The sequence below is a fragment of the Albimonas pacifica genome (assembly GCF_900113695.1).
Lineage (GTDB): Bacteria > Pseudomonadota > Alphaproteobacteria > Rhodobacterales > Rhodobacteraceae > Albimonas > Albimonas pacifica.
In genome coordinates, this window is sequence record NZ_FOQH01000005.1 from 79,050 (window position 1) to 96,592 (window position 17,543).

Sequence of the window (17,543 nt, forward strand, 5' to 3'; positions counted from 1 at the left end):
TACAGCCGATCTTCGCGGTTTCGCGTCGAATTCGGCCGAAGCAGGCGCCGGCGCCTCCGCCGCTTTCGCGCGGCTCGCCAAGCCTCTATGGTCGCCCCGCCGATCTCCCGGCTCTCCGCAGATGGCCCGCCGCCCCGTGACCGTGCCCCCCCCCCTCTCCGCCTTTCTGATCGTCAAGGACGAGGCCGCGCGCCTGCCGCGCACGCTCGCGGCCCTCGAGGGGCTGGCCGACCAGGTGGTGGTGGTCGACAGCGGATCGAGCGACGAAACGGTCGAGATCGCGCGCGCGGCGGGGGCCGAGGTGTTCCACCGCGACTGGACCGGCTACGGCGCCCAGAAGCGCTTCGCCGAGGACCGGTGCCGGCACGACTGGCTCCTGAACGTGGACGCCGACGAGGTGGTGACGCCGGAACTGGCCGCCGAGATCCGCGCGACGCTCGCCGCGGATCCCGCGCCCGCGGCCTACGTGCTGCGCATCCTCAACGTCTACCCGGGGGCCGAGCGGCCGCGGCCGCTGGCGAACGACTACGCGGTGGTGCGCCTCTATCACCGCAGCGTGGGGCGCTACCGCGACCATCCGCTCTTCGACCGGGTCGAGGTCGAGGGGCCGGCGCGGCGGCTGCGCGCGCCGATCCACCACTTCCCCTTCCTCGACTGGCACGGGCTGGTGGCCAAGGAGAACGCCTACTCCTCCTTCCAGGCCGAGGCCGCGAAGCCCCGCAAGCTGTGGAAGCTGCGCCTGCGCCTGATGGTCGAGGGGCCGTTCGTGTTCCTCAAGTCCTGGCTGGCGCGCGGGCACGTGCTGGGCGGGTGGAACGGCTTCGTGTTCTCGGTCGTCATCGCCTTCGCCCGCTTCATGCGGGTCGCCAAGATGATCGAGCGGGAGGAGGCGCGCCGGCGGGAGCGGGCGCAGGGGGGCTGAGCGCTCAGCGCCGCGCCGAGCGGATCGCCAGCAGCGCCGCCGTCCCCAGCGCGAAGCCGGGCGCCGCGGTCAGGATCCAGCCGTCGAACCACAGGCAGACGGCGATCATCGCCGCCAGGCCGGCGGAGCTCGCCAGACCCTGGTTCAGCCGGTCGAGCCCCAGGCGCACGATGCCCAGGAACCCGGCCGCGAACAGCACGCCGATCAGGGCGCCGGTCAGCGCCTCGATCAGCATCGCGTCGTCGCCCGGGCGGCGGGGGAGGGGAGCGTCGGAGCCATGGCCGGCGCGTTTGGCCCAATCCGGCCGAGTCGCCAAGGGGCGCCGACGCCGCGCCGGCGGCCGGTCCCCGGGCGAGGCTTGCCTGCGGGCGGCGGCGGGCTCATTCTGCGGGCGGCTCGCGCGGCCTGTCGTGTTGAGCGTGAAGGCCTGTTCAGGTTAGCTTTTCGGTCCGAAGCGCCGACCCCGCGACGATGGACGCCGCGCCCGTGGTCCGGGGGTCCCCAGTCGGCGCGTCAGGAGGGGTCCATGCCATTTGCGAACGTCCGGCGCGCCGTCGCCGGCAGTCTTGCCGCGATGCTCGTCCTCGCCGCGGTCCCGGCCGCCGCGCAGACCCTGCGCTGGACCTCCCAGGCCGACGCCCTGACCCTCGACCCCCACGCCCAGAACGAGGGGCCCACGATCGCCCTGACCGGCATGATCTACGAGGCGCTCGTCACCCGCGATCCCACGATGACCCTGCAGCCCGAGCTCGCCACCGCCTGGGAGGCGATCGAGGGCGGCTGGCGCTTCGCCCTGCGCCCCGGCGTGACCTTCCACGGGGGCGAGGCGTTCGACGCCCGGGACGTCGCCTTCTCGATCCGCCGGGCGATGGCCCCCACCTCCGACTGGCGCGAGCAGCTCGCTTCGATCGTTGAGGTCGAGACGCCCGATCCCCTGACCGTGGTCCTGCGCACCTCGGGGCCGAACCCGATCCTGCCCAACCAGCTGACCAACGTCTTCATCATGGACAGCGGCTGGGCCGAGGCCATGGGCGTGACGGCGCCCCAGGACTACGCCTCCAAGCAGGAGACGGCCGCCGTCCGCCAGGCCAACGGCACCGGCCCCTTCGTGCTGGAGGAGCGCCGCCCCGACGAGCTGACGGCGCTCTCCGCCAATCCCGACTGGTGGGGGAAGGGCCTGTTCCCGGGCAACCTCGCGCGCATCGAGTATCGCCCGATGCGCAACCCCGCGACCCGGGTGGCGGCGCTGCTCGCGGGCGACGTCGACCTGGTGCTCGACCCGCCGCTGCAGGATCTCGCGCGGATCCGGGCGGCGGGGATGACGGTGGCGAGCGCGCCCCAGATCCGCACCATCTTCCTGGGCATGGACCAGGGCTCGGCCGAGCTGCGCAGCTCCGACGTGGGGGGGCGCAACCCGTTCGGCGACCGGCGCGTGCGCCTCGCGGTGAACCACGCCATCGACCGCGAGGCGATCCGCGACCACGTGATGGAGGGGCTGAGCTATCCCACCGGCCTGCTGACCCCGCCGGGCGTGCACGGCGCCACGCCCGCCAACGACGCGCCCTATCCCTACGACCCCGAGCGCGCCCGCGCCCTGCTGGCCGAGGCGGGCTACGCCGAGGGCTTCAAGGTCCGCCTCGACTGCCCCAACGACCGCTACAACAACGACGAGGAGATCTGCCAGGCCCTCGTCCCGATGCTGGCGCGGGTGGGGATCGAGGTCTCGCTCGACCTCCAGCCCCGCGCCCGCCACTTCCCCAAGGTGCAGAACCGGGAGACCGACTTCTACCTGCTGGGCTGGGGCACGCCGACCTTGGACAGCGCCTTCGTGCTCGACTACCTGGTCGGCGCCGGCGGGGCCTGGAACGCCACCGGCTTCGACAACCTGCGCCTGAACGAGCTGATCGCCGCGATGACCACCGAGACCGACCTCGCCCGGCGCGACGCGATGATCGCCGAGGCCTGGGAGATCGTGCGCGAGCAGGCGCCCTACGCCCCCCTCCACCACCAGGTGATCGCCTGGGCGAGCGCCCCCCATGTCGACGCCCCGATCTGCCCCGACGACGCCCTGCGCCCGCGCTTCGTCGTGATCCGCGAATGATCCCTCCGCGAGTCCCGGGCGGGGGCCGCGCTCCGGCGGCCGCCCGCCGCCGGAGCCCGCCCTCCGCGGCGGGGACATGAGCGCCGGGCGCCTCGTCCGCGCGGCCGCCGCCGGCGGCGTCGCCGGGCTGGTCCTGCGCCGGCTGGGGCAGGGCGCGCTGGTGATGCTGGCCGCGGGCGCGCTGGCCTTCGCGATCTCCGAGCTCGCGGGCGATCCCGTCGCGGCGATGGTCGGCCTCGACGCCTCCCCCGAGCGGCGGGCCGAGGCGCGGATCGCGCTGGGGCTGGACCGGCCGGCGCTCCTGCGCTTCCTCGACTGGGCGGGCGCGGCGCTGGGCGGCGACCTGGGCCTGTCGTGGCGGCTGCGCATCCCGGTGGCCGAGGCGCTGGCCCAGCGGCTGCCGGCGACGGCGGAGCTGGTCGTCGTCTCGGCCCTGTTCGCGATTCCCGCGGGGCTCGCCGCGGGGACCTGGGCGGGGCTGCGGCCGGGCTCGGCCGGCTCGCGCGGGGCGGCGGCGGCCTCGCTGCTGGGGGTCTCGGTCCCGACCTTCGTCATCGGCCTCGCCCTGATCCAGGTCTTCGCGGTGGAGCTGCGCTGGCTGCCGGCCTCCGGGCGGGCGGGCACGGTGGAGCTGGGCGGCTGGCGCAGTTCGCTGCTGACCGCGCAGGGCTGGGCCTCGATCCTGCTGCCGGCGCTGACGCTGGCGCTGTTCCAGCTGCCGGCGATCCTGCGCCTCGCGCGCGCCGAGACCGCCGAGGCGCTGGCCGCCGAGCACATCCGCTTCGCCCGCGCCCGCGGCCTGCCGGAGCGGGTCGCGCTGCGCCACGCCCTGCGCAGCGCCGCGCCCCCGGTGATCGCGGCGACGGCCACCAACCTGGGCGCGCTGGTCGCCTTCTCGGTGATCACCGAGACGGTGTTCCAGTGGCCGGGCACGGGCCTGTTCTTCCTGCAGTCGGTCGAGGCGGTGGACGCCCCCGCCATGGCCGGCTGCCTGGTGCTGGCGGCGGCGATCTTCGTGGCGGTGAACCTGGTCGCGGACCTGGCGCACCTGGCGCTCGACCCGCGCCTGCGGGGCTGAGCGGCGGTGCGTCCCGTCCTCGTCCTCGCGGTGGCGCTGGGCCTGCTTCCGGCGCTCGCCTGCCTGTTCGCGCCCTGGGTCGCGCCGCAGGACCCGTTCGATCCCGCCGCCCTGTCGCTGCGCGACGCCTTCCTGCCGCCGGCCTGGGCCGAGGGCGGGCGGGCGCCGTTCTGGCTGGGGACCGACGGGCAGGGGCGGGACCTGCTGTCGACCATGCTCTACGGCGGGCGGCTCTCGATCCTGGTGGCGCTGGCGGCGACGGCGCTGGGCCTGGGGCTGGGGGCGCTCGTGGGCGTCGTGGCGGGGGCCGCGGGGGGCTGGCTCGACGCGGTCCTGATGCGGCTCGCGGAGGTGCAGCTCACCCTGCCGGGGATCCTGGTGGCGATCCTGGTCAACGGGCTCGCCCGCGCCCTGCTGCCCCCCGGCGCGCGGGAGGCGCTGGCGATCCCGGCCACCGCGCTCGCCATTGGGCTCAGCGACTGGCCGCAGTTCGCCCGCGTGGCCCGCGCCGCCGCCGCGGTGGAGGCGCGGCGCGACTTCGTCGCCGCCGCCCGCATCACCGGCCTGCCGGGGTGGCGGATCCTGCTGCGCCACGTCCTGCCCGGCGTCGCGCGCCCGCTGCTGACGCTGGCCGCGGTCCTGCTGCCGCTGGCGGCCATCGCCGAGGCGACGCTGTCGTTCCTCGGGCTCGGCGCGCCGCCGTCGACGCCCTCGCTGGGCACGCTGATCCGGCTGGGGTCCGAGCAGATGTTCGCCGGGCGCTGGTGGATCGCGGCCTTCCCCTCGGCCCTGCTGGTGGCGCTGGCGCTGGGCGCCAACGCCGCCGCCGAGGCGTTGCGCGCGCGCGCCGACCCGCATCGGAGCGCGCGCCCGTGACCCCGCTCCTGCGCATCGAGGACCTGCGCGTCGCCTTTGGCGGGCGCCAGGCGGTGGACGGCGCCAGCCTCGAGATCGCGCCGGGCGAGATCCTGGCGCTGGCGGGCGAATCCGGCGCCGGCAAGTCGGCGCTGGCCGCCGCCCTGCTGGGGCTGATCCCGCCGCCCGGACGGGTGACGGGGGGGCGGATCCTGTTCGCCGGCCTCGACCTCGCTACGCTGCCCGAGGCCGGCTTCCGTCCCCTGCGCGGCCTGCGCATCGCCACGGTGGTTCAGGACCCGAGCGCCGCGCTCGACCCCATGGCCTCGATCGGCGCCCAGCTCGTCGAGACGCTGCGCCTGCGCCGCGGCCTCGCCCGCGGCCCGGCGCGCGCGCGGGCCGAGGCGCTGCTGGCCGAGGCCGGGCTGCCGGAGCCCGCCGCCATGCTCTCCCGCCCGCCGCACCGGCTTTCGGGCGGGCAGCGCCAGCGGGCGGTGATCGCGCTGGCGCTGGCGGGCGACCCGGAGCTGCTGGTGGCCGACGAGCCCACCGCCTCGCTCGACGTCGCGGGGCGGGCGGCGCTGCTGGCGCTGCTGCGCCGCCTGTGCCGCGATCGGGGGATGGCGGCGCTGCTGATCGGCCACGACCTCGCCGCCGCGGCCGCCTGCGCCGACCGCGTGGCGGTGATGCAGGCGGGCCGCATCGTCGAGACCGGCCCGCCGGAGACGATCCTGCGCGCCCCCTCCCATCCCTGGACCCGGGCGATGGCCGCGGCGCTGCCGCGGCTCGACGCGCCCGGCCCCGTCGCCCGGGCGCCGCAGGGGCCGGCGGTGCTGGCGCTGGAGGGGGTCGGCCTCTCCTACGCCCGCCGCGCGCTGCTGCGCCCCGCGCCGGCGGCGGTCCTCCAGGACGTCTCCCTGAGCCTGCGGGCGGGGGAGAGCCTGGGGCTGGTCGGCGCCTCGGGCTCGGGCAAGAGCAGCGTGGCGCGGCTGGCGGCGGGGCTGCTGCGCCCCGACGTCGGGCGGGTGCGGCGGGAGGGGACCGTGCAGATGGTCTTCCAGGACGCGCTCGGCTCGCTGAATCCGCGGATGACGGCGGGCGAGATCGTGGCCGAGCCCGTCGCCCACCTGCGTCTCGCAGCCCCCGGCGCGCCGACGCGGGCCGAGGTCGCCCGCCTGCTCGAGGCCGTGGGCCTGCCGCCGGACGCGGCCGCGCGCCGGCCGCTCGCCTTCTCCGGCGGCCAGCGTCAGCGCATCGCCATCGCCCGCGCGCTGGCGGCCCGCCCGGCGCTGCTGATCGCGGACGAGCCGACCTCGGCCCTCGACGTGACCACGCAAGAGCGGGTGCTGGCGCTGCTCGCCCGGCTGCAGGCGGAGCGGGGCTTCGCGATGCTGTTCGTCACCCACGACCTCGCCGTCGCCCGCGCGGTCTGCCCGCGGCTCGCGGTGATGGAGGCGGGCCGGGTGGTCGAGCAGGGCCCGGCGGCGGCGATCCTCGACGCCCCGCGCAGCGCGGCCGCGCGCCGGCTGGTCGCGGCGGCGCGGGCGATGGCGCCGGCCTGAGCGGCCGCGCGCCCGCCGAGACTTCCGCCCCGGCGCAGGCGCCGCTAGGGTGCGCGCCGACCGCCCCGCCGCCCGACGACGGCGGGGCCAGACCGGAGGATCCGTCTTGATCGCGCTCTATTCCTCGCCCGGCGCCTGCTCGCTCGCCTCCCACATCGCGCTGCGCGAGGCGGGGGCCGAGTTCGAGCTGCACCGCGTCGATTTCGCCGCCGCCCAGCAGCGCACGCCCGAATACCTGGCGATGAACCCCAAGGGCCGGGTTCCGCTGCTGGTCACGGAGAAGGGGCCGCTGACCGAGACGCCGGCGATCCTGGCCTGGATCGCGCAGAGCTTCCCGCAGGCGGGCCTCGCCCCGACCGACCCCTGGGCCTTCGCGCAGATGCAGAGCTTCAACGCCTATCTCTGCGCCACGCTGCACGTGAACCACGCCCACGGCCGGCGCGCCGCGCGCTGGGCGGACCAGGAGAGCTCGCACGCCGACATGGTCGCCAAGGTCCCGCAGACGGTGGGCGAGAGCTTCCGCCACATCGAGGAGGAGGTCTTCAAGGGCCCGTTCGTGATGGGGGATGGTCACAGCGTCGCCGACGCCTATCTCTACACGGTCTCCCGGTGGATGGAGACGGACAAGCTGGATATCGCGCGGTTCCCCAGGGTGCATGAGCACCGGACCCGGATGCAGGCGCGCCCCGCCGTTCAGGCGGCGCTGGAGGCGGAGGGGCTGAAGCCCCTCTGACCCCCCGGCGGCGTCGGCGAGGCCGCGTCCGCCGGGCAGGGCGGGGCCGCGCCAGACAGGAGCCGCGATGCGCCTCTTCCAATGCCCCGCCTGCGGCGGGCGCCTGTGGTTTCACAACCTCGCCTGCGCCTGCGGCGCGCAGGTGGTCTGGGATCCCGACGCCGAGAGCCGCGCCGGCGCCTTCGCGGCGCTGGCCGCCGAGGGCGAGGCGGGCCCCCGGGCCTGCGCCCACCGCGAGAGCCTGGGCTGCAACTGGCCGGCGGAGGGCGGCGAGTTCTGCCGCGCCTGCGCCATGACCCACACCTCCCCCGATCCCTCGCTGCCCGAGGCGGTCGCCCAGTGGGCCGAGGCCGAGGCCGCCAAGCGCTGGGTGCTGGCCAACCTCGCCCGCTGGGACTGGTGGACGCCCGACGACCCCGGCCCCGCGCCGGTGTTCAAGATGCTGGCCGAGGAGACCCGCCACGGCCCCGTGGACGTGATCATGGGCCACGCGGACGGGGTGGTGACCATCAACCTCGCCGAGGCCGACCGCGCCGAGCGGGCGCGCCGGCGCGAGGACCTGGGCGAGGCGTTCCGCACGCTCAACGGCCATTTCCGCCACGAGCTCGCCCATGCCCTGCAGCTCCGCCTCTCGGCCTCCGCCGAGTTCCTCGAGGCGTTCCGCGCCCTCTTCGGCGACGAGCGGGAGGACTACGCCGCGGCGCTCGCGCGCCACTACGAGCAGGGCCCGCCCCCCGACTGGCAGGACGAGCACGTCAGCGAATACGCCTCCGCCCATGCGCACGAGGACTGGGCGGAGAGCTGCGCCCATCTCCTGCACCTGACCGACATCGTGGACAGTTTCGTGGCCGCGGGCCTCGACGCGCCCTCGGCGGGGCCGGACTACGACGCCTATGCCGAGCGCGACGCGCTGGCGCTGGTCGACCGGGGCTGCGAGCTGGGGCTGGCGCTGAACCACGTGAACCGGTCGATGGGCCTCGCGGACCTCTACCCGTTCGTGCTGCCCGAGCGGGCGCGCGAGAAGCTGGCCTTCGTGCACCGCTGGCTCGCCGCGGGCCCGATCGCCCCGGCCGATCGGGCTCCGGCGCCGGCCGACGCCCCGACGGCCTGACCGCGGGCCGGGGCGGGCGCCGCGCCCCCCTCGCGCGTCGCGCGGGGGGCGGCCGGGTCAGGCGGCGTCGGGCGCCTCGTCGATCCAGACCTCGAACTTCGCGAGCTGCGCGAAGCCGAAGGAGTGGGTCAGCGGCACGTCGGCCGCGTCGCGCCCCCGCCCGACCAGCACCCGGCCCCTGCGGGGGGTGAGGTTGCGCGGATCGAAGGTCATCCAGCGCCCGTCGAGGAACACCTCCATCCAGGCGGCGAAATCCATCGGCGCGTAGGGCGGCGGCTGGCCGATGTCCGAGACGTAGCCGGTGCAGTAGCGCGTGGGCACGTTCAGCGCCCGGCAGAAGGCCACCGCCAGGTGGGCGAAGTCGCGGCACACGCCGGTGCGCTCCTGGTTCGCCTCGAAGGCGGTGCGGGTGTTGCGGGCGGCCATGTAGTCGAAGACGATGTGGTGGTGGACGTATTCCACCACTCCCTGCACCCGCGCCCAGCCCTCGGGCAGGTGGCCGAAGCGGTTCCAGGCCTCCTCCATCAGCTTGTCGGACTCGCAGTATCGCGAGGGCAGCAGGAACTGGATCGTGTCGGAGGGCAGGTCCTCGATCGCGGCCTGCCGGGCGTCGGGGAACACCGGATCGGGCGCGCCGTCGTCGCGGATGATGCCGTCCGTGCGCAGCGAGAACCGCCCCGCGGGGGCCACCATCCGGGCGCACCAGTTGCCGAACGAGTCGCGGTAGTGGTCGATCGGCACCGGCGGCGACACGGTCAGGTGGTCCGGCCGCTCGAGGCAGGACACGCGCGAGTGGTGCACGTTGAGCATCGCGACGATCGGCGTGGGGGCCTGGAAATCGCTGGCGATCTCGCATCCTAGGCGCAGGCGCATGACGTCTCCTTGGGTGTCGCGGGCGAAAGGGGCCGGCGGAGAGGCGCGACTCGGCCCCTCCGCGAGAGTGGAGGCAGTTAACCGGCGGGGTCACGGAGGCAAGCCCCCTCGCGTCGGAACGACGCGGGGGGAGGGCGGCGCCGTCCCGGGCCGCGCGACCGCCGCGCCGCCCGCTCCGTCGCCGCCTGAAGCCCCTGCGCGCGCGGCCTTAACGTCGTCTCAACCCGAGTCGCCGACTTCCTGTCGCCCACCGCCCGGCCCGCCCGGGCCCTGCGGAGCGCCCGAGCATGCACCGACCCGCCGTCCCGATCCCGCCCCTTGCGGCGGTCCTGACGGTCCTCGCCGCCCTCGCGGCGCTGGCGCCGACCGCCCCGGCGCAGGCGGGGGCCGAGCCGCTGTGCGAGGGGTTCGGGCCGCAGGCGCCGCGCGACATCTCGGTGAAGTCCGGCGCCAACCCGCGCGGCTTCGCCGCCGCGCCCCCGGCCTCGCGCATGAACCTGTGCAACATCCACTTCCACGTGAACGCCGAGCACAAGGGCCCGGGCTTCTCGGTCCCCGGCGGGGAAGGGGAGCATGGCGGGTGGCTGTGCAACGAGACCGCCGAGCTGACCGCGCTCGAGCGCGAGGATCCGCTGCACGGCCACGGCGCCTGCCACGGCCTGGAGCCCGGCGACACGGTCGAGGTGCACTGGGTCCACACCACCTGCGACGCGGGGCCCGGGGCGGGGCTCGGCGCCTGCGCGAGCGAGCGCTGCGCCAACCCGCAGCTGCGCGTCGAGACCCAGGTGTTCCTGGCAGTCAACGATCCGGAGGCGCTGGATTTCTCCCAGTTCGACTACGCCGCGCCCGACCCCTCGATCCCCGCCGCGCCCAGCCAGCCGCGCGCGCTGCCCACCGGCTTCGGGGAGCCGGTCGTCTTCGCCGGCTCCACCACCGGGCCGAAGTACTCCGAGCAGAGCTGCTCGCCCTACCAGGTCACCTGGTCGGTGCGCCCCTGGTGCGCGCGGGTCGACGTGATGACCCTGCACCGCTGGTGCGCCGAGAACACGTTCGAGGAAGACCACGCCCACGGCGTGCGCCGGCTGGTGGTCTCGCCGGCCCTGCTGTCGCCGATCGACTGAGCCCGCGCGCCGCCGACTTTTTCGAGCTCCGCCGCCCGCCGCGGCCGCCGCCTGCGAGGGCCGCCCGGCGCGGCCTCCTCCCTTCCGCGGCCGCCCGGCGCGGCGTCCGGCTTCCGGGAGCCGCCCGGCGCGGCGCCCTGCCTGCGGCGGCGGCCCGGCTCGGCGTCCTGCCTCCGGGGGGCGCTCGGCGCGGCGGCCCGATCCTGCGCCGCCGCCTCGTCGTGGGGCGCGGTCCCTCGCCCCGAGGGGCCCCGGGCTGGACCCGGGGCCTCCCTCCTGCCGCCGGCAGGGAGCGTGGGCGTGGAGGGCCTGAGAGCGGCGGGCCGCGTCGGGAACGCTGCGACAAGCGCCTGTGCGAAGGGCCCCGGTCTCCCTGCCGAACCTGCCCCCAGCCTCCGTCTCGGATCGGCGCCGAACCGCCTGGCTCGCGCCTCACGGCACGCCGCGAAGAGGCGCCGGGTCAGGCCCGGGGCGCGCGTGGGGCTGGCGGGGGAGCGGACCTCCGGCGGCTCAGGCCTTGCCGCTCTCGATCAACCGGGCGGCGAGGTCGCGGAAGGCCTGGCTCTGGGGGGCGTCGGGCGCGGCGGCGACGATCGGGGCGCCGGCGTCGCCCGAGACGCGGATGTCGAGGTGCAGGGGGATCTCGCCCAGGAACGGGAGCCCCAGGCGCTTCGCCTCGGCCTTGGCCCCGTCATGGCCGAAGATGTGGCTCGGCTGGCCGCAGTGGGGGCACACGAACACCGACATGTTCTCCACCAGCCCCAGCACCGGCGTCTCCAGCTTGCGGAACATCGCCACCGCCTTCTTGGCGTCGAGCAGCGCCACGTCCTGCGGGGTCGAGACCACGATGGCGCCGGTGACCTCGGCCTTCTGGCACAGGCTCAGCGCCACGTCGCCGGTGCCCGGCGGCAGGTCCACCACCAGCACGTCCAGCTCGCCCCAGCGCACCTGGTTCATCATCTGCTGGAGCGCGCCCATCAGCATCGGGCCGCGCCAGATCACCGCCTCGTCCTCGGGCAGCATCAGGCCGATCGACATCGCCGTCAGTCCGTGCGCCTTCAGCGGGATGATCGTGTCGCCGTCGGAGCGGGGACGCTCCGACAGCCCCAGCATCCGCGCCTGGGAGGGGCCGTGGATGTCCGCGTCCAGCAGCCCCACCCGCTTGCCGGCCTGCGCCAGCGCCACGGCGAGGTTGACCGAGACGGTCGACTTGCCGACCCCGCCCTTGCCCGAGCCGACCGCGAGGATCTTGTCCACGCCCGCGATCTTCTTAGAGGCCTGCGGCTGCGGATGCCGGCCGATCTTGAGGCTCGGCGCCGCCCCGGCGGGGGGCGCGGGCGCGCGCGCGGCGGGCGCGGCGGGACCGTGGGCGGTCAGCACCCCCTGCACCTTCTCGACGCCGGGCAGGGCGCCCACGGCGGCCTCGGCCGCCTGGAGCACGGGACCCATCTCGCGGCCGCGGGCGGGGTCGACCTCGAGGATGAAGCGGGCCTGGCCGGCCTCGAACGAGGGGGCGCGCACCATGTCGGCGGCGACCAGGTCCTTGCCCGAGCCGGGATCCACCACCCGGGAAAGGGCCTTCAGGATGTCCTCGCGCGTGACGCTCATTTCGGGGTCTCCTCGCGCGGCCGGATGCGGTCGGGTCGGCGCGCCTTCGCGCCTACCTATGGGGCGGGAGCGGAACCCGCAAGGCGGCGGCCGGGCGCGGCGACGGAGAGCGCCCCCTCTCGCCCGCCCCGCGCGGACGGCGGGGGCGGGAGCGGCCCCGGGTCGGGCCCGGGGCGCCTGCGCGGGCAAGGGAGCGTCGGAGCGCCCGCAGCGCGCGCGCCAGGGCGCCGGGGCGGCGCAGGCTCAGAGGTCGAGCTCGATCCAGACGGGGGCGTGGTCGGAAGGCTTGTCGCCGCCGCGCGCCCAGGCGTCGACCTCGGCGCCCTTCAGACGGTCGGCGGCCTGGGGGGTCAGCAGCAGGTGGTCGATGCGGATGCCGTCGTTCTTCTGCCAGGCGCCGGCCTGGTAGTCCCAGAACGTGTAGACCTCGGGCCCGGGGCGGTGGATGCGCAGCGCGTCGGTCCAGCCCTGATTGAGGATCCGGCGGTAGGCGGCCCGGGTCCGCGGCAGGAACAGCGCGTCCTCGGTCCAGGCCTGCGGGCGGGCGGCGTCCTCGGGCTGGGGGATGACGTTGTAATCGCCCGCCAGCACCGCGATCTCCTCCGAGGCGATCAACTCCGCCGCGCGCGCCTCCAGCCGCTCCATCCAGGCGAGCTTGTAGTCGTATTTCGGCCCCGGAGCGGGGTTGCCGTTGGGCAGGTAGAGGCCGCAGACGCGCACCGCGCCCTTGTCGGCCGAGATCGTGGCCTCGATGTAGCGGGCCTGTTCGTCGCTCTCGTCGCCGGGCAGGCCGCGCATCACGTCCTCGATCGGGCGGCGCGCGAGGATCGCGACGCCGTTGAAGCCCTTCTGGCCGTGGGTCTCGAGGTTCCAGCCGGCGTCCTCGATGGGCTCGCGCGGGAAGGTCTCGTCGACGGACTTGATCTCCTGCAGGCAGACTACGTCGGGTTTCGCCCGGTCGAGCCATTCCAGCAGGGCGGGGAGGCGGGCCTTCACGCCGTTGATGTTGAAGGTGGCGATCTTCATCGGCGGGGGTCTCCTGGCCTCTGGCGGGGGCCTCGCGAGGCGGGGCTCGCTCAGGCGTTGCGCTGCGCGCGGGGGCGCTTCTGAACTCACCCGGGAACAGGGCCGCGCCTGTTCCCCGGATCCGTCCGTCGCTGAAGATGCCTGAGCGACTCGGCCCCGGGGGTCAAGGACAAGCCGGCTTCGCCGGTCGCTTCGCGATCCCTGACCCCCGGGGCCGAGTCGCTCTGATCGGCATCAGCGACGGACGGCTCCGGGGAACAGGCGCTTCGCGAGGGGCGGGTTCCGGGGCGCCGGGGGCGGGCGGGATCAGGCCTCGGCGGCCGCGGCGAGGATGGAGAGGAAGGCGGGGCCGAAGCGCTCGGCGCGCTGGGGGCCCATGCCGGGGACCTCGGCGAGGGCCTCGAGGCTGTCGGGACGGCGCTCGACCACCTTGGAGAGGGTGGAGTTGGTGCAGGTCAGCAGCTTGTCCGTGCCCTGCGCCCCGCGCGCGAGGCGCAGCTGGGCGGCGTGGAGCGCGTCGAAGACCTCGCCCGTGCCGGCGGCGGCGGCGCGGATCCGGGTCGGGTGCGCCTCGGGAGCGGGCGCGCCGGTGAGGACCTCCAGGAACTCGGCGCCGTAGCGGGCGAGCTTCGCCGCGCCGACGCCGTGGCAGGTGGCGAGCTCGTCCATGGTCCGCGGCTTCTTCGTGGCCATGTCGATCAGGGAGCGGTCGTTGAAGACGATGTAGGCGGGGGCGTTCTGGGCCTCGGCCAGGCGCCGGCGCAGGGACTTGAGGGCGGCGAGCAGGGGCTCGTCCGCCTCGTCCACCAGGGCGGCGGGGGCGGGGCGGCGGTCGTCCTTCGCGGCGCCGCGGGCCTTGAGCGCGTCCTTGCGCAGCTGCAGGCCCTTCTCGCCGCGCAGCACCGGGCGGGCGTCCTCGGTCAGCCGCCAGCCGCCGGTCTGCCCGTCGACGGCGGCGAGCCCCAGCGCCAGCAGCTGGCGCAGGATCGCGCGCCAGGCGTTGCGGTCGAACTCCTTGCCGATGCCGAAGACCGAGAGGCGGTCGTGGCCCAGCCGCTCGCCCCGCTCGTTGGGTTTGCCGAGCAGGACGTCGACGACATGCTCGACCCCGAAGCGCTCGCCGGTGCGGTAGATGGCCGAGAGGGCCTTCTGGGCGGCCACGGCGCCGTCGAAGAGCTCGGGCGGCTTGCGGCAGAGGTCGCAGTTGCCGCAGGGCTGCGGGCGCGCCTCGCCGAAATAGGCGAGCAGGGTCTGGCGGCGGCAGCCGGGCGCCTCGGCCAGCGCGAGCAGGGCGTTGAGGCGCTGGTGGTCGGCGCGCTTGCGCTCCTCCGGCGCCTGGCTCTCGTCGATCTGCAGGCGGCGGAGCTTGATGTCCTCGACCCCGTAGAGGGTGAAGGTGTCGGCGGGGGCGCCGTCGCGGCCCGCGCGCCCGATCTCCTGGTAGTAGGACTCGACCGACTTGGGCAGGTCGGCGTGGGCCACGAAGCGGATGTCGGGCTTGTCCACGCCCATGCCGAAGGCGACGGTGGCGCAGATCACCATGCCGTCCTCGCGGGAGAAGCGGTCCTGGGTGTGGGAGCGCGTCTCGGCGTCGAGGCCGGCGTGGTAGGGCAGGGCGTCGAGCCCCTCGGCGCGCAGCGCGGTCGCCAGCACCTCGCACTTGTTGCGGCTGCCCGCATAGACGATGCCCGAGCGGCCCTTGCGGGGCAGGACGAAGTCCATCAGCTGCTTGCGCGGCGAGGCCTTGGCCTCGAAGGCGAGGTAGAGGTTGGGACGGTCGAAGCCGCGCAGGAACACGGCGGGGGCGGCGGGGTCCTCGCCCCCCCCGCCGACGTCGTCCGTCAGGGGGGCGTCGTCGTGGTCGAAGAGGCGGCGCAGGATCTCGGCGCGGGTCTCCTCGTCGGCGGTGGCGGTGAAGGCGGCGGTCTGGACGTTGCCGAGCGCGGCGCGCAGCTCGCCGATGCGAAGGTAATCGGGGCGGAAGTCGTGGCCCCACTGGGAGACGCAATGCGCCTCGTCGATCGCCAGCAGCGAGATCGGCAGGCGGGCGAGGAGCTGGCGGGAGGAGGCGAGGCGCTCGGGCGCGAGGTAGAGGAGCTTCAGGGCGCCGCGGTCGATCGCCTCGAAGATGCGCTCGTTGTCCTGAGGCGTGTTGGCGGAGGTGAGGGCGCCGGCCTCGACGCCGGCCTCGCGCAGGCCAGCCACCTGGTCGCGCATCAGGGCGATGAGGGGGGAGACGACCAGCGTCACGCCCTCCCGCGCCAGGGCGGGGAGCTGGTAGCACAGCGACTTGCCGCCGCCGGTGGGCATGATCGCCAGGACGTTCCGGCCGGCCTCGATGGCGGAGACGATCTCCTCCTGGCCGGGGCGGAAGGCGTCGAAGCCGAAGACGGATTTCAGGAGCGTCTCAGGGGTGGGCATGGGATCGGGCGCGGGCCTGGATGCTGCTGCGTGGGGTCGGGGGGCAGAGTATCGGGGCCGACGCGCGAAGGCGAGAGGGGGAGGGGCGGGTCTGCAGGGACGCAGGCGCCCTGCGGGCGGGCTTGGCCTGCGCGCGCTTCGCGCGCGGCGGGCTGGCGCCCGCGGGGCGCTTCTGGAACTCACCAGAGAACAAGCCGCGCCTGGTCTCCGGATCCGTCCATCGCTTCTGGCCGGCCTGAGCGACTCGCCCCCGCCGGTCAAGGACAAGCCGCGCTGCGCGCGGTCGCTTCGCGATCCTTGACCGGCGGGGGCGAGTCGCTCCGTTGGCCGCCAGCGACGGACGGCTCCGGAGAACAGGCGCTCCCGGAGGGCTCGTGGCGGGCGGCGGCGGGCCGCGCGCTTACATCGAGAAGGAGACGCCGCAGCCGCAGGAGCTGGAGGCGTTGGGGTTCTCCACCGCGAAACGGGCGCCGATCAGCTCGTCGGTGAAGTCGATCACCGAGTCGGAGAGGTAGGGGAGCGAGACCGGGTCGACCAGGATCTTCTGGCCGTCCTTCTCGAGCACCAGGTCGTCCTCGGCGGGCGCGTCCTCGAGCGTGATCTCGTACTGGAAGCCGGAGCAGCCGCCGCCTTCCACCGCGACCCGCAGGCATTGCGGGCGGCCGGCGTCGTCGGCGATCTCGGCCAGGCGCGCGAAGGCGCGGTCGGTCGCGCGGGGCGGGATCGAGATCGCGGGCGTCGAGAGGTCGAGCGAGAAGTCAGGCGCGGCCATGGCGGTTTTCCCTTCGCGGAGGATGGTGTAGGCCTCGCGCCATCATCTAGGCGGAGGCGGGGGGGACGCAAGAGGCGTCGCGGCCGCCGACGCCCCCGACCCCGCATTCCAGAGCCGGGAGCGCCCCGATGCCCGCGTCCTACGCCTGCCTGCCCGCCGCCTCGCGCGGGCGCCTGCACGCCGAGCCGGAATCCGCCCACCGCACGCCCTTCCAGCGCGACCGCGACCGGATCATCCACTCCTCGGCCTTCCGCAGGCTCAAGCACAAGACCCAGGTCTTCGTGGAGCATGAAGGCGATTACTACCGCACCCGGCTGACTCATTCCATCGAGGTGGCGCAGGTGGCGCGCACGCTGGCGCGCGACCTCGGCCTGACCGAGGAGCTGGCGGAGGCGGTGGCGCTGGCCCACGACCTGGGCCACACGCCCTTCGGCCACACCGGCGAGGATGCGCTGCACGCCGCCATGATCCCCTACGGCGGCTTCGACCACAACGCCCAGGCCCTGCGGATCGTCACCGAGATCGAGGCGCGCTACGCCGAGTTCGACGGGCTGAACCTGACCTGGGAGACGCTGGAGGGCATCGCCAAGCACAACGGGCCGCTGTGCGAAATGGGCGCGGACACGGGCGAGCTGCACTATGCGCTGGCCGAATACGTCGCCCGCCACGACCTGGAGCTGCACACCCACGCCTCGGCCGAGGCGCAGGCGGCGGCGCTGTCGGACGACATCGCCTACAACACCCACGACCTCGACGACGGGCTGCGGGCGGGGCTGTTCACGGCCGAGGAGATCGCGACCCTGCCGGTGGTGGGCGACTGCTTCGCGGAGGTGGACCGCAGGTATCCCGGCCTCGACCCCGCGCGCCGCCAGCACGAGGCGTTGCGGCGCGTGTTCGGGGCGCTGGTGGAGGACGTGCTGGAGACCTCGCGCCTGCGGCTGGCGCAGTCCGGGGCCGAGACCGCGGACGAGATCCGGGCGCTGGGGCGGCCGGTGATCGCCTTCTCGGACGGGCTGGTCTCGGACCTGCGGCAGGTGCGCGGCTTTCTGTTCGAGCGGATGTATCGCCACTGGCGCGTGGCCCGGATGCGGCGCAAGGCGGCGGCGGTGGTGGCGGAGCTGTTCGAGATCTACATGGAGACGCCGCGCGTCCTGCCCGACGACTGGCGCGATTCCGCGATGCACGCGATGTCCGCGGCGGGGCGGGCGCGGGTGGTGGCCGACTACATCGCGGGCATGACCGACCGCTTCGCCCTGCAGGAGCACCGCCAGCTCACCGACCCGATGTCGCGCACCTGAGGCGCTGGCGGCCGGCGAGGCGCGCCCCCGCTGGGCGGGGGCGCGCGGGGTCGGCTGCGGCG

Annotated in this window: 15 protein-coding genes; 9 read left to right on the plus strand and 6 right to left on the minus strand. The window is 75.2% G+C overall.

What is annotated here, in order from left to right; genetic code table 11:
- Positions 1 to 121 precede the first annotated feature (121 nt).
- Positions 122 to 922 (plus strand): glycosyltransferase family 2 protein, encoded by an 801-nt coding sequence (locus BM064_RS11455; protein ID WP_218161019.1) that lies wholly within the window; start codon positions 122 to 124, stop codon positions 920 to 922.
- Between the two features lie 4 nt (positions 923 to 926).
- Here the strand turns inward: BM064_RS11455 and BM064_RS11460 are convergent, their stop codons facing one another.
- Positions 927 to 1,157 (minus strand): hypothetical protein, encoded by a 231-nt coding sequence (locus BM064_RS11460; protein WP_092859926.1) that lies wholly within the window; start codon positions 1,155 to 1,157, stop codon positions 927 to 929.
- A 291-nt stretch (positions 1,158 to 1,448) separates the two neighbouring features.
- On the opposite strand from BM064_RS11460, the gene BM064_RS11465 reads away from it, so the two are divergent.
- The 6 genes from BM064_RS11465 (at position 1,449) to BM064_RS11490 (ending at position 8,362) form a co-directional block, all read left to right on the plus strand.
- Positions 1,449 to 3,023 (plus strand): ABC transporter substrate-binding protein, encoded by a 1,575-nt coding sequence (locus BM064_RS11465; protein ID WP_092859927.1) that lies wholly within the window; start codon positions 1,449 to 1,451, stop codon positions 3,021 to 3,023.
- Between the two features lie 76 nt (positions 3,024 to 3,099).
- Complete coding sequence (locus tag BM064_RS11470) at positions 3,100 to 4,101, plus strand: ABC transporter permease (protein ID WP_092859928.1); 1,002 nt, start codon at positions 3,100 to 3,102, stop codon at positions 4,099 to 4,101.
- Positions 4,102 to 4,107: 6 nt separating this feature from the next.
- The gene (locus BM064_RS11475; protein ID WP_092859929.1) at positions 4,108 to 4,977 is read left to right on the plus strand and encodes an ABC transporter permease; all 870 of its coding nucleotides are present in this window, start codon (positions 4,108 to 4,110) and stop codon (positions 4,975 to 4,977) included.
- On the plus strand, positions 4,974 to 6,518 hold the full coding sequence (locus BM064_RS11480) for an ATP-binding cassette domain-containing protein (protein ID WP_092859930.1): 1,545 nt from the start codon (positions 4,974 to 4,976) through the stop codon (positions 6,516 to 6,518). Before BM064_RS11475 ends, BM064_RS11480 begins: the two co-directional genes overlap by 4 nt.
- A 106-nt stretch (positions 6,519 to 6,624) precedes the next feature.
- Positions 6,625 to 7,251 (plus strand): glutathione S-transferase family protein, encoded by a 627-nt coding sequence (locus BM064_RS11485; protein ID WP_092859931.1) that lies wholly within the window; start codon positions 6,625 to 6,627, stop codon positions 7,249 to 7,251.
- Between the two features lie 67 nt (positions 7,252 to 7,318).
- Positions 7,319 to 8,362 (plus strand): zinc-binding metallopeptidase family protein, encoded by a 1,044-nt coding sequence (locus tag BM064_RS11490; RefSeq protein ID WP_092859932.1) that lies wholly within the window; start codon positions 7,319 to 7,321, stop codon positions 8,360 to 8,362.
- A gap of 57 nt (positions 8,363 to 8,419) precedes the next feature.
- Here the strand turns inward: BM064_RS11490 and BM064_RS11495 are convergent, their stop codons facing one another.
- Positions 8,420 to 9,235 carry a transglutaminase-like domain-containing protein gene (locus BM064_RS11495; RefSeq protein ID WP_092859933.1) on the minus strand — a complete coding sequence of 272 codons (816 nt, stop codon included), beginning with the start codon at positions 9,233 to 9,235 and terminating at the stop codon, positions 8,420 to 8,422.
- Positions 9,236 to 9,522: 287 nt separating this feature from the next.
- Between BM064_RS11495 and BM064_RS11500 the strand changes: the two genes are divergently transcribed.
- Complete coding sequence (locus tag BM064_RS11500; RefSeq protein WP_177236223.1) at positions 9,523 to 10,356, plus strand: delta-class carbonic anhydrase; 834 nt, start codon at positions 9,523 to 9,525, stop codon at positions 10,354 to 10,356.
- 510 nt (positions 10,357 to 10,866) lie between these two features.
- Here BM064_RS11500 and BM064_RS11505 read toward each other — a convergent pair.
- The 4 genes from BM064_RS11505 to erpA all read right to left on the minus strand — a co-directional run bounded on the left by BM064_RS11505 (position 10,867) and on the right by erpA (position 16,183).
- Entirely contained in the window at positions 10,867 to 11,964 is a 1,098-nt protein-coding gene (locus tag BM064_RS11505; RefSeq protein WP_092859934.1) for an Mrp/NBP35 family ATP-binding protein, read from the minus strand.
- Positions 11,965 to 12,207: 243 nt separating this feature from the next.
- Positions 12,208 to 12,990 (minus strand): exodeoxyribonuclease III, encoded by a 783-nt coding sequence (gene xth / locus BM064_RS11510; protein WP_092859935.1) that lies wholly within the window; start codon positions 12,988 to 12,990, stop codon positions 12,208 to 12,210.
- Positions 12,991 to 13,296: 306 nt separating this feature from the next.
- Entirely contained in the window at positions 13,297 to 15,411 is a 2,115-nt protein-coding gene (recQ, locus tag BM064_RS11515) for a DNA helicase RecQ (RefSeq protein ID WP_092859936.1), read from the minus strand.
- Between the two features lie 400 nt (positions 15,412 to 15,811).
- Positions 15,812 to 16,183, minus strand: a complete 372-nt coding sequence (erpA, locus tag BM064_RS11520; protein WP_092859937.1) for an iron-sulfur cluster insertion protein ErpA — start codon at positions 16,181 to 16,183, stop codon at positions 15,812 to 15,814.
- A gap of 128 nt (positions 16,184 to 16,311) precedes the next feature.
- Between erpA and BM064_RS11525 the strand changes: the two genes are divergently transcribed.
- On the plus strand, positions 16,312 to 17,481 hold the full coding sequence (locus tag BM064_RS11525; RefSeq protein ID WP_092859938.1) for a deoxyguanosinetriphosphate triphosphohydrolase: 1,170 nt from the start codon (positions 16,312 to 16,314) through the stop codon (positions 17,479 to 17,481).
- The last annotated feature ends 62 nt before the right edge of the window (positions 17,482 to 17,543 follow it).

What these genes read in the sequence shown, in the direction of transcription:
- erpA (WP_092859937.1), bottom strand. Translation starts at nt 16,183, where the DNA reads ATGGCCGCGCCTGACTTCTCGCTCGACCTCTCGACGCCCGCGATCTCG.
- xth (WP_092859935.1), bottom strand. Translation starts at nt 12,990, where the DNA reads ATGAAGATCGCCACCTTCAACATCAACGGCGTGAAGGCCCGCCTCCCC.
- BM064_RS11460 (WP_092859926.1), bottom strand. Translation starts at nt 1,157, where the DNA reads ATGCTGATCGAGGCGCTGACCGGCGCCCTGATCGGCGTGCTGTTCGCG.
- BM064_RS11490 (WP_092859932.1), top strand. Translation starts at nt 7,319, where the DNA reads ATGCGCCTCTTCCAATGCCCCGCCTGCGGCGGGCGCCTGTGGTTTCAC.
- BM064_RS11500 (WP_177236223.1), top strand. Translation starts at nt 9,523, where the DNA reads ATGCACCGACCCGCCGTCCCGATCCCGCCCCTTGCGGCGGTCCTGACG.
- BM064_RS11495 (WP_092859933.1), bottom strand. Translation starts at nt 9,235, where the DNA reads ATGCGCCTGCGCCTAGGATGCGAGATCGCCAGCGATTTCCAGGCCCCC.
- recQ (WP_092859936.1), bottom strand. Translation starts at nt 15,411, where the DNA reads ATGCCCACCCCTGAGACGCTCCTGAAATCCGTCTTCGGCTTCGACGCC.
- BM064_RS11455 (WP_218161019.1), top strand. Translation starts at nt 122, where the DNA reads ATGGCCCGCCGCCCCGTGACCGTGCCCCCCCCCCTCTCCGCCTTTCTG.
- BM064_RS11465 (WP_092859927.1), top strand. Translation starts at nt 1,449, where the DNA reads ATGCCATTTGCGAACGTCCGGCGCGCCGTCGCCGGCAGTCTTGCCGCG.
- BM064_RS11470 (WP_092859928.1), top strand. Translation starts at nt 3,100, where the DNA reads ATGAGCGCCGGGCGCCTCGTCCGCGCGGCCGCCGCCGGCGGCGTCGCC.
- BM064_RS11525 (WP_092859938.1), top strand. Translation starts at nt 16,312, where the DNA reads ATGCCCGCGTCCTACGCCTGCCTGCCCGCCGCCTCGCGCGGGCGCCTG.
- BM064_RS11505 (WP_092859934.1), bottom strand. Translation starts at nt 11,964, where the DNA reads ATGAGCGTCACGCGCGAGGACATCCTGAAGGCCCTTTCCCGGGTGGTG.